A 14,907-nucleotide genomic window follows, 5' to 3' on the forward strand; every position below is an offset into this window, starting at 1 on the left:
CAAACCGACGGGGCAAAAGACGCCGGGATCGAAATTTATACGCTTTCCAAAACGTACAATATGGCTGGATGGAGAGTCGGATTTGCCGCCGGGAACGCCTCTGTGATCGAAGCGCTGAACCTCTATCAGGATCACATGTACGTAAGCCTCTTTAAAGCGGTTCAGGATGCCGCGGCCACAGCGCTTCTTTCGGATCAGAGCTGTGTGAGGGAACTAAACGAACGATACGAAAAAAGGCGGAACGTCTGGATAGAAGCCGTTCGCGGCATCGGCTGGGAGGCGGTGGCGCCCGAAGGATCTTTTTTTGCATGGATGCCCGTTCCGAAAGGCTTTACGTCTGAGGAGTTTTCCGATTTGCTTCTTGAAAAAGCCAATGTTGTCACAGCGCCTGGCATCGGCTTCGGAACACATGGCGAAGGATATGTAAGAGTCGGCCTTCTGACAAGCGAAGAACGCCTGCGGGAAGCCGCACGCCGGATCGCGGAGCTGAATATTTTCAAAAAATCGGGAGTCTCTCATTGACAAGTGCAAGAAACGATGGGATAATTCAAAATAATTTATAAAAATCAATATTCTTATCAAGAGCAGGTGGAGGGACGAGCCCGATGAAGCCCGGCAACCGACTTTTTAAAAGCACGGTGCTAATTCTTGCAGCTGCCGCTGAGAGATAAGGATTCGAAACGCAGAAAACGAAACCTCTTTAAAGCGAAAAGCAGCCGCATTAAAGAGGTTTTTTATATGCACGAAAAGCAGGAAGGAGCTAAAGAATGAGCGAACTTTTGGCAACGTATGTCCTGACAGATCCCGGAAGCGATCCGGAAAAAAAAGCCGAACAAATCGCAATCGGCCTGACCGTGGGATCATGGACGGATTTGCCGCGATTAGAAAAAGAGCAATTACAAAGGCATAAAGGACGGGTCGTCGGGGTCGAGGAAGCGGAAGGAGAACAGGGAGAGCATCAGGCCAGGGTCACCATCGCCTATCCGGAAATCAATGTTACGCACGATATCCCGGCCGTCCTCACGACCGTTTTTGGGAAGCTGTCCCTTGACGGAAAAGTCAAATTGGCGGATCTCGAATTTTCGGAGAGTTTTAAACGAACGCTGCCGGGCCCGAAGTTCGGGGTCTACGGGATCCGCAAGAAGATCGGCGAATTTGAAAGGCCGCTTCTGATGAGTATTTTTAAGGGCGTGATCGGCCGCAGCATGGAAGACATAAAAGAGCAGCTGAGACAGCAGGCGCTCGGCGGAGTCGACATAATCAAGGATGATGAAATTTTCTTTGAAACCGGTAATGCACCCTTTGAAAAACGGATTGCAGAAGGAAAAAAAGTGCTTCAGGAAACCTATGAAGAAACAGGCCGTAAAACGCTCTATGCCGTCAATTTGACGGGGAGGACGATGGACCTGAAAGCAAAAGCGAGAAAAGCCGCCGAGCTTGGCGCTGATGTCTTGCTGTTTAACGTGTTTGCCTACGGGCTTGACGTGCTGCAAAGCCTCGCGGAGGATGATGACATTCCGCTGCCGATCATGGCTCATCCGGCGGTAAGCGGAGCGTTTACATCATCGCCGTATTACGGTTTTTCCCATTCGCTTCTGCTCGGCAAGCTGAACCGCTATGCGGGGGCGGATTTCAGCCTGTTTCCTTCACCGTACGGAAGCGTTGCGCTTCCAAAGCGCGAAGCCCTCGCTATTCATGAGGAGTGTACGAAAGAGGACGTCTTTAAGCCTTCCTTTGCCGTCCCGTCTGCCGGCATACACCCGGGGATGGTGCCGCTTTTGATGAAGGATTTCGGCATTGACCACATCATAAACGCGGGAGGCGGCATTCACGGCCACCCGAACGGAGCAAGCGGCGGGGGAAGGGCGTTTAGAGCGGCCGTTGAAGCCGTTCTTGAAGCCGAGCCTATCGAAGAAAAGGCAAAGCGTTCTCCGGATTTAAGGCTCGCCCTTGAAAAATGGGGGAAAGTCGAGGTAACTGCATGAGGCGGCCTCTGATCATTTGCGACTTTGACGGAACGATAACGAATAATGACAACATCATCAGCATTATGAAAAGGTTTGCTCCTGAAGAATGGCATGCCTTAAAAGACGGTGTTCTTTCAAAGGAGATGTCGATCAAAGACGGCGTCGGGAGCATGTTTCAGCTTTTGCCCAGCGCGCTGAAGGAAGAGATTGCGGCATATATCCTCGAGCAGGCGGAGATCCGCCCGGGCTTTGAAGAATTTGTATCATTTTTGGCCGAACACGACCTCCCTTTTTACGTTGTCAGCGGAGGCATGGATTTTTTCGTCTATCCGCTGCTTGAAGGCATCGTGGAAAAGGAGCGGATCTACTGCAATCAAGCTGATTTCGACGGCCGCTATATATCGGTGAAATGGCCGCATCCGTGTGACGCTGAATGCGATAACGAATGCGGCTGCTGCAAGCCTTCGATCATCCGCAGGCTTAAAGGAGAAGACGATTTTATCGTGATGATCGGGGATTCGGTTACAGATGTTGAAGCTGCAAAACGCTCAGATTTGTGCATCGCGAGGGATTATCTGCTCAAGGAATGCGGAGAGCTGCAATTGAATCATGCCGCATTTACAGATTTCTTTGATGTGAAGCAAGCGCTTCTTGGCGCAGGGGAGGTGGAGGAATGGATCAAGTGCAAAAACGCTGGCAGGAGCTTGCCGAAGTAAAACGGGAGCTTGCCGCAAGAGACTGGTTCCCGGCAACGAGCGGCAACCTTTCCATCAAGGTGTCGGACGAACCGCTCCGCTTTCTGATTACCGCGAGCGGAAAGGATAAACGAAAGGAAACCGATGAGGATTTTCTGCTGGCGAACGAAGTAGGAAAGCCGGCAGAAAGCGGCCATGCGCTTAAACCGTCGGCAGAAGCGCTCCTGCATGTGCACGTCTACAACAAAACGAATGCAGGCTGCTGTCTTCACGTCCATACGATCGACAACAACGTGATTTCGGAGCTTTATCGTGAACAAAAAGAGGTACGCTTTAAAGGGCAGGAAATCATTAAAGCTCTCGGATACTGGGAGGAAAACGCGGAGGTCACCGTCCCGATTATCGAAAACACCGCCCATATCCCTGATCTGGCGGCTGACTTTGCCGCGCATCTTTCAAAAGACGCGGGCGCCGTCCTGATCCGCAGCCACGGCATTACCGTCTGGGGAAAAACGGCGTTTGAAGCAAAACGAATGCTTGAAGCGTATGAATTTTTATTCAGCTGGCACTTAAAATTAAAAACATTTCAGGCGCAATATGCATAGTGCGCCAAAGGGGGAGGAAAAGCATGGCAACGATCCGTATCCACGATGAACAAAACACAACAATCGAAAATCAAAAAGAAGTAGAACAATTTCTGCAGCAGCAGGAAGTTATTTACGAACAATGGGATATCACAAAGCTTCCTGTAGGTTTAAGAGAAAAATACGATTTGAGCGATGAAGAAAAGCAGCAGATTTTAGACGCGTTCGCAGCCGAGATTTCAGATATATCAGAGCGCCGCGGCTACAAAGCCCGGGATGTCATCTCGCTCTCCGATCAAAATCCGAAGCTTGATGAGCTGCTCAAAAACTTTAAGCAGGAGCATCACCATACAGATGATGAGGTGAGATTCATCGTCAGCGGCCATGGAATCTTTGCGATCGAAGGCAAGGACGGCACGTTTTTCGACGTTCTGTTAAATCCGGGCGATTTGATTTCCGTACCGGAAAATACGCGCCACTATTTTACGCTTCAAGAAGACAGGAAAGTCGTCGCCGTCAGAATTTTCGTCACCACTGAAGGATGGGTGCCGATCTATGAAAAAGAGCGGCTGAAGCAGTCATAAAACAAGCGTCCCGGCAAACCGGGGCGCTTGTTTACTTGTTTTTTTCGTACACTTTCTGAATGTTGGCTTCGTGAAAGGAAAGGTGAGGCTTTTCTTTTTGATAGTATGCAAGCCTGTCGAGCACGGTTCCGGTGTGGAGCTCGAATTTATGGCCGTCAGGGTCGGAAAAATAAATCGAATCTTTATCGCCTTCATGGCGTTTCCTTCCTTTTAACACATTGACGCCCAAGTCATTCAATTTCTTTTCCCAATGGGATAAATCCTCCTGTTTGACCGAAAAGGCGATATGCGTGTACGAATCGTGTATCTCCGTCCGCTTAATATCCTTTTCCTCGTTCAGCGCGAGCCAGATGCCGTTTACATCAAAATAAGCGGTTTTCTCCGCTTTTACAAGCCATTTGGCATCAAACACCTTCTCGTAAAAGCTGATGGAAGCCGAAAGGTCAGAAACGGAAAACAGCAGGTGGTTAAGGCCCAGAATCGTTTTACCTTCCATTTGCGCCCACCCCCGCTTCAAAATCTTCCAGCTCTTTTGCAATGAGTCTGAATAAAAAGGCGAGAACAGCCGCATCATCAATCCATCCCGCACCCGCGAGAACATCCGGAATCAGGTCAACGGGAGACAGCACATAAACGAGGGCGATTGCGGCAAGCCAAATCGTTTTTTTCGGGAAAAGGGGATAATCGCCTTTTCTCCAAGCCCTGAATGCCCTGAAAAACAACGGAATGCCTGATAAAGCTTCCCTAGCGGCAAACAGCGCCTTTAGCTTTCTAAACAGCATAAAAAAGACCTCCTGTATATGAATAAAATCCTTTTCGGCGTTTATCTATTTTCACTATTGGGTATAACATCCTTAATCCAACAAATCTATTATACTCGATTTCGAAACTTTTTTAAAAAAATAGGTTTACAAAATAAGTATAATCTGTAATAATGCTCAAGTACGCAAATTTGAAAGATTTTCGAAACTTTAAGGCGGTAAGGGGTGAAGCGTATGCAAAGCTATTCACAGAAAGAGGAACTGCTTGATTCCATCAATGAAAAGCGGCAGATGATGGTGGAAGCTGCCGAAATCTATGGATATACAGGGGATGAAACGATTAAGCGCAGCCAGGAGCTGGATCAGTTAATCTATCAATATCAAAAGATGACAATGAATGAAACTCATACATCAGACAAGCCATTGCCCGTTTTTTTAGATACGCTCGTTCTGGAAAAGTATACGGCTTGACGGCCAGAAATGAAAAAAGAGCTGCCGCGGGAAGAAAAGGACAGCTCTTCTAAAGAGGGACGGGAAAAGCCTGAACGTTTCAGCCGTTCTGCTCGTTTGAAATCGGCAGCGTGATGGTTACGGTTGTTCCTTTATGCCGTTCGCTGTCAATATGAATGGCGCCCCCGTACATGGAGATGATTCGTTTGCACACGACCAGGCCGAGACCGGTTCCTTTTTCTTTTGAAGTGACAAAAGGCTGAAAGATCTTTTCCATCATTTCTTTTGGAATTCCTTCCCCGTTATCCTTCACGATAATTTCCGCTGTTTGTTCATCATGTTCAATTTTAATCAGCAATTTTCCGCCGTTTTTCATCGATTCCAGCGAGTTTTTTGCGACGTTTAACACGACCTGTTTAATGTGGTCCTTTTTGCAATACACGTATGCCGGATTTTCCGCAGGATCATGGAATGAGACTTCGACATTGTATAAATTCGCTTCCGAATGAATAATCGGCATAATTTCATCGATCATTTCGTTCATTGAGTTCAGCTTCCATTGTTCAGCCGTCGGTTTTCCAAGCACGAGGAACTCGCTGACAATCTGGTTGATCCGCTTGATTTCCTGCTCGATGACAGAAAAATACATTTGGTCTTCTTCAGATTTGTACTTTTTTTGAAGAAGCTGGATAAATCCGCTGATTCCGGTCAGCGGGTTTCTGATTTCATGAGCCGTGCTTGCCGCGAGGGTGCCGATCAGCTCAAGTTTTTGCGCTTCATTTTGGGCGCGCTCCTGCTTGGTCCTCCTCTTCAACAGCATATACTGAATCAAAAGGAACAATATGTTAAGCAGAATAAAGATGCTTAAGAAGGAAAGCAGAAGGCTGCGGGTCAGTTCGTCAAGCTGAACCGGCTCCGGATATACTTCAAGCTTCCAGTCGATCTGATCCAAAAAGGCATCGACGGTCTGACCGGTTTCATTCTCAGGCGGCGCATGTCCGGCCGTAAGGACAATCTGGTCCTTCTGATTGAGAATTTTGATGTAAAGCTCAGGGCTCAGCACGTTCATGATATTTTTTAAATAATCGATGCGGATCGACGCCAGCAAAAAGTTTGTCACATGGCCTTCGGGATCAAAGACGGGGGTGAAAATGCTCAGCTCGCGGTTATGCGACGTGCTGCCGACGTCATCTGTGATGACCGATTTTTTTGAGCTTTCCGCTTTTCGCAGAATGCTTTTGTAGGGGAGATGCTTTTTTTCTTTGACAGGCAGCGTGCTGACCATGACATCGCCGTCTTTACTGAGCAGATACAAAGCCGAAAAGCGCGGCTCTTTTTTGTACGTGTCCGTCAAAATCCGCTTCATTTGTTTCTGATCGATAGGGTGGTTAAGGGCCGTTGCCATGGAGCTCATCCTGGCCTCTGTTTCGCCGATCAGATAATTGATCTGGTTGCGGTGGATATTCAGCATGAGAGTCGCCGTCTGCCGGTGCTTCTCGGTAATATTTTCGCGTTCTTGTTCGTATACAAAAAAGCTTATAATGAAAGCCGGGATCATCACCAGGATCAAATAAAGCCTCATGTTCTTCCATATATTTTTCAAATTGCTCATTTTTTCACTCTCTCCCAATCAATACAGGAATAGAGGTATTATATCACTAGTAGGAGCCGATTTATAGAAAAGATAACCAATACCTTGAAAATAGGACACAATACCGGGGAATTCCAGTAAATAAGGAAATGGTTCTTATGGCCTATTATCTTTTGAAGGGGTGAATGTTAACAGTTGACATTTTCCTCATAGTTTATTAATGTTTTCCTGTAGTTGTTTCTTTGGAGATGAGAGATATGAATAACCGAGAACAGGAACAGTCATTAAAATTATTTATCGTACTATCACGAGCGTACAGATCAATCAACGATCACATGAATAAACATATTCATAAACATGGTCTGAACCCGACCGAATTTGCCGTTTTGGAGCTTCTCTATCACAAAGGGGACCAGCCCCTTCAGCAAATAGGAGACAAGATTCTTCTGGCGAGCGGAAGCATTACATATGTCGTTGATAAGCTGGAACAGAAAGAGCTGATCATGAGAAGGGCCTGTACAACCGATCGCCGGGTGACCTATGCTCAAATTACGGACAAGGGAGTCAGGCTCCTGGAGCAGATTTTCCCGGGTCACGCGCAGGAGATTCATGAAATGATCAGCGTGCTGAGCAGCGAGGAGAAAGAGGCCTGCATCGAGATGCTGAAAAGGGTAGGCTTGAATGCGAAACATTTTAATAATGAAAAAGAAAAAGGAAGCCGCTAAATGCAGCTTCCTATTCTTTTTCATTCAGATTTTCTTTGCCCATCGGCAGGATGAGGATTTCAACCCGCCTGTTTTTTCTTCTTCCTTCCTCCGTACGGTTGGAAGCGATCGGCTTATATTCACCGTAGCCTTTCGCGCTGAATGTTTTGGCGTCAAGCTTTGGATTTTCGATCAAGAGGCTCATGAAATTAACGGCCCTCATGACGCTTAAATGCCAGTTTGATTTAAATTGCGAGTTTTTGATCGGCACATTATCGGTATGTCCGCTGATCACGATATTCCGCGGCGGATTTAAAACGAGCAGATCAGAAATTTCCTTTGCGAGCGGGACGTCTTGCTGGCGAACCTCCGCTTTTCCCGAATCGAAAAAGATATTGTCTTCAATCGAAAGAAGCAGTCCTTCGTCTGTGAGCTTCGTATTGACCTGCTTTTCAAGCTTCTTATCCTTAATGAACTGGTTGACCTGCTCCTGAATTTTCTTCAGCGCTTCCTGGTCTTTTTGCTTTGAATCAGATTGTTTAGCGACTTTTTGTTCATCTGGCTTTTTTCCGTCCTCTTGCGTAGGCGATTTCGGCTCGACGAAGCTGGAATAATCCATCACGCCTGTGCCGCCTGTCAGCACGGCATTGAATGATTTAGACAGCATATCGAACTTTTTGGCGTCTATCGAGCTCATCGCAAACAGCACGATAAAGAGGGCCAGAAGGAGTGTAAGCAGATCGGCGTAAGGGATGAGCCAGGATTCGTCTACATGTTCTTCATGGTCTTTATGCTTTTTCTTTTTTTTAGCCATTAGAGCTGTCCCCTTTTTCCCCTTCTTGCGTCATGAGGCCGGAACGTTCGCTAGGGGAAACATACATCAGAAGCTTTTGCTCAATGACTTTCGGTGCCTGGCCTTCCAAGATGGAAAGGATGCCTTCGATCATAACTTCGCGAACTTTAATTTCCTGCTTCGATTTCCGTTTTAATTTATTTGCAAAAGGGTGCCACAGCACATATCCCGTAAAGATCCCGAGCAGGGTGGCGACGAATGCCGCGCTGATCGCGTGTCCGAGCGCTTCGGTGTTGCTCATATCCGCCAGCGCTGCGATCAGGCCGACGACCGCTCCCAAAACGCCGAGCGTCGGGGCGTATGTTCCCGCTTGTGTAAAGATGCCGGCACCGACCTGATGCCTTTCTTCCATTGCTTCGACTTCTTCGGTCAGGACGTCGCGGATGAAGTCCGCACTCTGCCCGTCTACGGCCATGCTCATTCCGTTTTTCAAAAATTCGTCATCGATTTCGTTCAGGTTCGCTTCCAAAGCGAGAAGGCCTTCACGTCTCGCGATTTGCGCCCATTCTGTAAACATTGGGATAAGCTCGTTGATTTCGATCATCTTCCGTTCTTTAAATAAGATGCCGAAGAGCTTCGGAACCTTTTTTAATTCGCTTGTTGGAAAGGCGATGGTAACTGCTGCGATGGTCCCGACAAGGATGATCAGCCATGCCGCCGGGTTGACGAGAACCGAAGGGCTGACGCCTTTCATCACCATGCCGACACCTACTCCGATGATAGCTAAAATGATTCCAATTAACGATGTTTTGTCCATTTTTTTCACCAATTCCTTTAACTAACTTTTCTATCGTTAATATCGGTGCCATAAGATAGGAACTTTAGCGGGTTTCACAAATTGTTATAAAATCAAGGCGAATAGGGACTTTCGGACGACTGAATGGAATTTTTTTCATTGGGAGATGAAAAATGCCGGCTTCCGTAAAGGAAGCCGGCAGACGGAACTATGCGACCGGTTTTACCGCGATATCGCCGTTTTCAACTGTTACATCGAAGCCTGAGATGCTGTCTTCTTCAAGAAGCAGGTCTGTCATTTGATCCTCGATGACCTCTTGAATCGTTCGTCTTAAAGGACGCGCGCCAAATGCAGGATGGTATCCGATATCGGCTATTTTTTCTTTCGCTTCGTCAGACACCTTTAATGACAGATGCTGGTCTTTTAAGGTTTCTTCGAGTTCTTTCAGAAGCAGGTCGACGATTTTCACCAGATCTTCTTTTTCAAGAGGCTGGAACTCGACGATGCTGTCAAACCTGTTTAAGAATTCAGGCTTGAAGTAGCTGCTTAAAGAGTCGATCAATGATTGTTCGCCCAACAGCCGTTCTTCTCTGTTAAAGCCGACGGTTGTCCGCTTTTCGGATGCTCCGGCATTGCTTGTCATAATGATGACGGTGTCTTTAAAGCTTACCGTCCGTCCCTGGCTGTCGGTCAGACGGCCGTCCTCCATGATCTGAAGGAACATGTGCTGAACATCCGGATGGGCTTTTTCGATTTCATCGAGCAGGACGATGCTGTACGGGTTTCTGCGGACTTTTTCCGTCAATTGCCCTGCTTCATCGTGTCCGACATATCCCGGAGGCGACCCGATCAGTTTTGACACGGCGTGTTTTTCCATATATTCGCTCATGTCGAGGCGGATAATCGAATCCTTCGTGCCGAACAGTTCTTCCGCAAGCCGTTTGGAAAGCTCGGTTTTACCGACGCCTGTCGGGCCGACAAACAGGAATGAACCGACAGGTCTGTTTTTTGATTTCAGTCCGGCGCGGCTTCTTCTGACGGCTTTTGCAACCTTTTTCACGGCCTCTTGCTGTCCGATGACGCGGCTTGCGAGGTTCGATTCAAGCTCCTTCATTTTTTTCTGATCATCTTGCTGGAGCTTGCCGACGGGAATGCCCGTTTTTTGTTCGATGATCGCTTGAATGTCTTCAGCCCCGACCGTTGCCCGTTTTTCCTCTGTTTGATTGTCGAGCGCATTGTGCAGCGCTTCTTCTTCATCGCGAAGTTTTGCAGCGAGCTCGTAATTCTCTTCCTGCAGCGCTTTTGCTTTTTCCGCTTCGATTTCTTTCAGCCGTTTTGAGGCTGCTTCTTCGCTTACGGTATCGCTCTCGAGGTTCGCTTTTGAACCGGCTTCATCCAATAGGTCGATCGCTTTGTCTGGAAGATGGCGGTCCTGGATGTAGCGGCTTGACAGGACGACGCAAGCTTTGACGGCTTCATCCGTATAAGAAACCCCGTGATATGCTTCGTATTTTTCCTTCAGGCCGTTCAAAATGGCCGTGGCCTGTTCGATTGTAGGCTCATGCACCATGATCGGCTGGAAGCGGCGTTCCAGCGCTGCGTCTTTTTCGATTTGGCGATACTCTTTCAATGTCGTTGCCCCGATGACTTGCAGCTCTCCTCTGGCGAGCGCAGGTTTTAAGATGTTGCCTGCGTCCATGGAGCCCTCAGCAGAGCCGGCGCCGACAAGGAGGTGAATTTCATCGATAAAGAGAATCGCGTTTTTGCGTTCTTTCAGCTCTTTCATCAGCTGTTTCATCCGCTCTTCGAATTGGCCCCTGATCCCTGTATTGGCAACGAGGGAGGCCACATCGAGCAGGTAAACCTCTTTGTTTTTGAGTTTATTTGGAACATCGCCTTCCGAAATTTTCAGCGCAAGACCTTCGGCGATCGCCGTTTTACCGACACCCGGCTCTCCGATTAGGACCGGATTGTTTTTATTTCTGCGGTTTAAAATTTCGATCACGCGCGCCACTTCATCGTCGCGGCCGATGACAGGATCGACCAATCCTGTTTTTGCGGCATTTGTCAAATTGACGGCGAGTTCATCGAGCAAGCCTTTTTTGGCAGCGGTTTGCTGCTGCGCTTGAGAAGGCTGGCTGAAGAAAGAACCCCCTCCAAAGAAGTGGTTTCCGGAATACATTGAAGGCTGAGTCAGCTCTTTATAGCAGTTTTCACATAAGTCCATTTGTTTCTTTGTGTAATTGATTTGCATGTTTAGGCGAATCGTCGCCTCATTTTTTTGACAATGTTGACAACGCATTTGCCAAAACCCCCTTTTTAGAATTTGACCTTTTTTGACCAATTCGATTTTAAAAAACGGCCTTTTGTTTGACCATTTATGACTATTAGTATACATTGACCTTCTTTGACTTTCAAGATCCATGCTCAAAATATTCTTTTCCTTTTCGTTCCTGTTTTTCAAGTTTGTCCTTCTTTTTAAGGAACATGTCTCATATGATGGAGAAAGGGAATTTGCGGAAACCATGTTTCAATTTACGGGGGAGAAATATGAGTCAATCACGAGGATCCGCTTTTCAGCTGGCATTTGTCTATGTAGGAACGGTTGTAGGAGCTGGATTTGCGACGGGAAGGGAAATCGTTGAATTTTTTTTAAGGTTCGGCTGGACGGGTTTGGCCGGCATCTTGATCAGCGGGCTGATGTTTACATTTCTCGGTGCGAAAATCATGCTGATTTCGGTCAGGATCAATGCCAAATCGTATCAGGAGTTGAACAAATTCCTGTTTGGGCAGACGCTCGGGAAATTCGTCAATATCTTCATGCTCATGGTGCTGCTAGGCGTGACTTCTGTCATGCTGTCAGGAGCCGGAGCGATTTTCGAAGAGCAGCTCGGGCTCTCCAATCAGGCCGGCATGCTCGTGACGATTGCTTTGAGCCTGTTCGTGATGATGAGCGGCGTGAAGGGGATTTTCAGCGTCAATGTCATCGTCGTTCCGTTATTGCTGTTTTTTTCAGTGATTGTGCTATTTGATTCGTTTATCTTCAGCGGCCCTGCCGTACACAAATTGCCCGGCTTTTCGGCAAAACCGGACTGGATTGTGGCAGCTGTTTCATACGGCGCTTTTAATTTATCGCTCGCACAGGCCGTGCTTGTGCCGATCGCTTCAGAATTGAAATCGGAACGGCTGATTAAAAAGGGGGCGTTAATCGGAGGGACCCTGCTGACCCTTGTATTAATCGCGAGCTTTTTGTCTCTGTCCACATTGCCGAATGTCATTTTATACGAAATCCCGATGGCGCAGGTCGTCTATATCGTTCAGCACTCCGTGCATATCATCTACCTGTTTATCATTTTCGGGGAAGTCTTCACATCGGTCATCGGCAATTTGTACGGGCTTGAAAAGCAGATAAACGAATACATTCATATGAAAAGCCTTTATATCTTCATCCTCATTCTGCTTACGGTTTACTTGACAGGACAGATCGGCTACGGAAAATTGATTTCGACGATCTATCCATTGTTCGGCCAGTTAAGCCTTGTGTTCATCTTCTTTCTGATGTTCAAAAGGCTGCCGAACCGTTAAGAGTTTCCCCTTGGCGAAAATCCGGATTTGTGATAAGATGGCGAAAGAAAATTGAACAAAATCCGCTCGGGAAATCTGCGGGAGAGGTTCTAGCAAAACCCTCTATAAAAAACTAAGGAAAGCTGTATCCTTGGGGTATGGCGTTTTTTATTGTTTGTTTGCTAGAACACCTTTCCTTTTCAAGGAAGGTGTTTTTTCGTTCTGCCGATGCTTTTTTAAGAAGCATGAGCGAAAGCGGAGAAGGAGGAATTATGAAACAGGAAAAAGCGATCGTCGTCTTCAGCGGCGGTCAAGACAGCACGACATGCCTTTTATGGGCCCTACAACAATTCAAAGAGGTGGAAACGGTCACCTTTCATTATAATCAGCGGCACCAACAGGAAATCGAAGTCGCGAAAAACATCGCCGACAAGCTTGGCGTCAAGAACCATCTGCTTGACATGGCGCTTTTAAATCAGCTTGCGCCAAATGCCTTGACAAGGGATGACATCGAGATCGAGGCGAAAGAAGGCGAGCTTCCGTCCACGTTTGTTCCCGGACGAAACCTTATATTTTTATCATTTGCTTCCATTCTTGCCTACCAAATCGGCGCGCGCCATATCGTAACAGGCGTTTGTGAGACGGATTTCAGCGGCTATCCGGATTGCAGGGATGAATTCGTCAAATCGTGCAATGTTACCGTCAACCTTGCAATGGAGCGGCCGTTTGTGATTCACACGCCGCTCATGTGGCTGAACAAGGCGGAAACGTGGAAGCTGGCCGATGAACTGGGTGCGCTCGATTTCGTCAAAAACGAGACGCTGACCTGCTACAACGGCATCATCGCCGACGGCTGCGGCGAATGCCCGGCCTGCAAACTGCGCGCAAACGGCTATCAGGAATATATGAAAATGAAAAGGGAGAGAGCTTAATTTGCTTACACAAATCTACCCGCAAACAAGTCACCCGTACGCATTCGAACTGAATAAAGATATGCAGGTGTCGGCGGCCCACTTCATTCCGCGGGAAGACGCGGGCGCTTGCAGCAGGGTTCATGGCCATACGTATACCATCAATATTACGATTGCCGGAGATCATTTGAATGAGTCAGGCTTTCTCGCGAATTTCAGCACCATTAAAAAATTGATTCACGGGAAATACGATCACACGCTTTTAAATGATCACAAGGAATTTTCCGGGGAAAGCCGCGAGCAGATACCATCGACCGAGGCTGTAGCGAAAGCCATTTACGACAAAGTCGAGGCCTATTTAGAAGGACTCGAAAACCGTCCGCACTGCGTTCAAGTATTTGTCAGGGAAACGCCGACAAGCTATGTCGTCTACCGCCCAAAACAAGGTGATCACCATGGCTAAACCGATTCCGGTGCTCGAAATTTTCGGCCCGACCATTCAGGGAGAAGGAATGGTCATCGGCCAGAAAACGATGTTTGTCAGAACCGCCGGCTGCGATTATTCGTGCAGCTGGTGCGATTCGGCTTTCACATGGGACGGATCGGCCAAAAAAGACATCAAATGGATGGCTGCTGAAGAAATATACGGGTCGCTGAAAGAAATCGGCGGAGACTCATTTTCGCATGTCACCATTTCAGGAGGCAACCCGGCGCTGTTAAAACAGCTCGGCGAACTGATTTCACTTTTGAAGGAAAACGATATTCGGACCGCTCTTGAAACGCAGGGTACGTTCTATCAGGACTGGTTTACCAAAATCGATGATCTGACAATCTCGCCAAAGCCGCCAAGTTCGAACATGAAAACCGATTTTCAAAAGCTTGACCATATCATCGGCAAGCTAAAAGGACACGGCAGGCAGGCTGCAGCAAGCCTGAAGGTCGTTATTTTCACAGAGGCAGACCTTCAATTTGCGAAAAGCGTTCACCAACGCTATCCAGAAATTCCGTTTTACCTCCAGGTCGGAAACGAAGATGTGCATACAGAAGAACAGGAGCGGCTCGTCGAAAAGCTGCTTCGAAAATACGAAGAGCTGGTCGATGCCGTAACGCGCGACCCGGAATTAAACCGCGTCCGCGTGCTGCCGCAGCTTCACACCCTGATCTGGGGAAACAAACGGGGAGTTTAATATAGAAAGGAAGAATAAGATGAGAAAAGATTCAGAGTTAGAAGGCGTAACCCTTCTCGGTAACCAGGGAACGGAGTATTTGTTTGACTATTCTCCGGATGTGCTGGAGGCTTTTCCGAATAAGCACGAAAACAGGGACTACTTCGTAAAATTCAACTGCCCTGAATTCACATCCCTGTGCCCGAAAACGGGCCAGCCCGATTTCGCGACGATCTATATCAGCTATATCCCTGATAAAAAAATGGTAGAAAGCAAGTCTTTAAAGCTGTATCTCTTCAGCTTCCGCAACCATGGAGACTTTCACGAAGACTGCATGAACA

Annotated in this window: 18 protein-coding genes and 2 riboswitches; of the genes, 12 read left to right on the forward strand and 6 right to left on the reverse strand. The window is 47.6% G+C overall.

The genetic code is table 11. The annotated features are described in order from the left end of the window. The 5 genes from V7126_RS14070 to V7126_RS14090 all read left to right on the forward strand — a co-directional run. On the forward strand, positions 1-522 hold a 522-nt coding region (locus V7126_RS14070; protein WP_335497661.1), incomplete at its 5' end, for an aminotransferase class I/II-fold pyridoxal phosphate-dependent enzyme. Between the two features lie 50 nt (positions 523-572). Beyond that, positions 573-674, forward strand: a riboswitch (SAM riboswitch). Between the two features lie 93 nt (positions 675-767). Then, complete coding sequence (gene mtnW / locus V7126_RS14075; protein WP_175076252.1) at positions 768-1,985, forward strand: 2,3-diketo-5-methylthiopentyl-1-phosphate enolase; 1,218 nt, start codon at positions 768-770, stop codon at positions 1,983-1,985. Continuing rightward, a complete protein-coding gene (gene mtnX, locus V7126_RS14080) occupies positions 1,982-2,683 on the forward strand; it encodes a 2-hydroxy-3-keto-5-methylthiopentenyl-1-phosphate phosphatase (protein ID WP_175076251.1) in 702 nt (233 codons plus the stop codon). Before mtnW ends, mtnX begins: the two co-directional genes overlap by 4 nt. Continuing rightward, complete coding sequence (locus V7126_RS14085) at positions 2,641-3,267, forward strand: methylthioribulose 1-phosphate dehydratase (RefSeq protein ID WP_175076250.1); 627 nt, start codon at positions 2,641-2,643, stop codon at positions 3,265-3,267. The genes mtnX and V7126_RS14085 overlap by 43 nt, the downstream gene beginning before the upstream one ends. Positions 3,268-3,290: 23 nt before the next feature. Next, positions 3,291-3,830: a 1,2-dihydroxy-3-keto-5-methylthiopentene dioxygenase gene (locus V7126_RS14090; protein WP_175076249.1), complete on the forward strand. Its 540-nt coding sequence runs from the start codon at positions 3,291-3,293 to the stop codon at positions 3,828-3,830. A gap of 31 nt (positions 3,831-3,861) precedes the next feature. Here the strand turns inward: V7126_RS14090 and fosB are convergent, their stop codons facing one another. Beyond that, a complete protein-coding gene (gene fosB / locus V7126_RS14095; RefSeq protein ID WP_175076248.1) occupies positions 3,862-4,326 on the reverse strand; it encodes a metallothiol transferase FosB in 465 nt (154 codons plus the stop codon). Then, positions 4,316-4,612, reverse strand: a complete 297-nt coding sequence (locus tag V7126_RS14100; protein WP_175076247.1) for a YkvA family protein — start codon at positions 4,610-4,612, stop codon at positions 4,316-4,318. The genes fosB and V7126_RS14100 overlap by 11 nt, the downstream gene beginning before the upstream one ends. 213 nt (positions 4,613-4,825) lie before the next feature. Here V7126_RS14100 and V7126_RS14105 point away from each other — a divergent pair, with 213 nt between their 5' ends. Next, positions 4,826-5,062: an aspartyl-phosphate phosphatase Spo0E family protein gene (locus V7126_RS14105; RefSeq protein ID WP_175076246.1), complete on the forward strand. Its 237-nt coding sequence runs from the start codon at positions 4,826-4,828 to the stop codon at positions 5,060-5,062. A gap of 79 nt (positions 5,063-5,141) precedes the next feature. On the opposite strand, the gene V7126_RS14110 is transcribed toward V7126_RS14105, so the two are convergent. After that, positions 5,142-6,653 carry a PAS domain-containing sensor histidine kinase gene (locus tag V7126_RS14110; protein ID WP_175076245.1) on the reverse strand — a complete coding sequence of 504 codons (1,512 nt, stop codon included), beginning with the start codon at positions 6,651-6,653 and terminating at the stop codon, positions 5,142-5,144. Between the two features lie 236 nt (positions 6,654-6,889). Here V7126_RS14110 and V7126_RS14115 point away from each other — a divergent pair, with 236 nt between their 5' ends. Further along, positions 6,890-7,357, forward strand: coding sequence for a MarR family winged helix-turn-helix transcriptional regulator (locus V7126_RS14115; RefSeq protein ID WP_175076244.1), 468 nt, complete (start codon positions 6,890-6,892; stop codon positions 7,355-7,357). Between the two features lie 10 nt (positions 7,358-7,367). On the opposite strand, the gene motB is transcribed toward V7126_RS14115, so the two are convergent. From motB to V7126_RS14130, 3 genes are all read right to left on the reverse strand, one after another. Then, a complete protein-coding gene (motB, locus tag V7126_RS14120) occupies positions 7,368-8,150 on the reverse strand; it encodes a flagellar motor protein MotB (RefSeq protein ID WP_175076243.1) in 783 nt (260 codons plus the stop codon). Further along, positions 8,143-8,946, reverse strand: a complete 804-nt coding sequence (motA, locus tag V7126_RS14125) for a flagellar motor stator protein MotA (protein ID WP_175076242.1) — start codon at positions 8,944-8,946, stop codon at positions 8,143-8,145. Before motA ends, motB begins: the two co-directional genes overlap by 8 nt. A 187-nt stretch (positions 8,947-9,133) precedes the next feature. After that, complete coding sequence (locus V7126_RS14130) at positions 9,134-11,227, reverse strand: ATP-dependent Clp protease ATP-binding subunit (RefSeq protein ID WP_175076241.1); 2,094 nt, start codon at positions 11,225-11,227, stop codon at positions 9,134-9,136. 248 nt (positions 11,228-11,475) lie between these two features. On the opposite strand from V7126_RS14130, the gene V7126_RS14135 reads away from it, so the two are divergent. The 5 genes from V7126_RS14135 to queF form a co-directional block, all read left to right on the forward strand. Next, positions 11,476-12,510, forward strand: a complete 1,035-nt coding sequence (locus tag V7126_RS14135) for a YkvI family membrane protein (protein WP_175076240.1) — start codon at positions 11,476-11,478, stop codon at positions 12,508-12,510. Between the two features lie 77 nt (positions 12,511-12,587). After that, positions 12,588-12,632, forward strand: a riboswitch (PreQ1 riboswitch). 129 nt (positions 12,633-12,761) lie between these two features. Then, positions 12,762-13,421 (forward strand): 7-cyano-7-deazaguanine synthase QueC, encoded by a 660-nt coding sequence (gene queC, locus V7126_RS14140; protein WP_175076239.1) that lies wholly within the window; start codon positions 12,762-12,764, stop codon positions 13,419-13,421. Position 13,422: 1 nt separating this feature from the next. Beyond that, positions 13,423-13,863 (forward strand): 6-carboxytetrahydropterin synthase QueD, encoded by a 441-nt coding sequence (queD, locus tag V7126_RS14145; RefSeq protein ID WP_175076238.1) that lies wholly within the window; start codon positions 13,423-13,425, stop codon positions 13,861-13,863. Beyond that, the gene (queE, locus tag V7126_RS14150) at positions 13,856-14,587 is read left to right on the forward strand and encodes a 7-carboxy-7-deazaguanine synthase QueE (RefSeq protein ID WP_175076237.1); all 732 of its coding nucleotides are present in this window, start codon (positions 13,856-13,858) and stop codon (positions 14,585-14,587) included. The genes queD and queE overlap by 8 nt, the downstream gene beginning before the upstream one ends. A 19-nt stretch (positions 14,588-14,606) precedes the next feature. Next, positions 14,607-14,907: preQ(1) synthase (gene queF, locus V7126_RS14155; protein ID WP_326076982.1), on the forward strand; the 301-nt coding region annotated here is incomplete at its 3' end.

Source organism: Bacillus sp. JJ675, assembly GCF_036963165.1.
GTDB classification, from domain to species: domain Bacteria; phylum Bacillota; class Bacilli; order Bacillales; family Bacillaceae; genus Bacillus; species Bacillus glycinifermentans.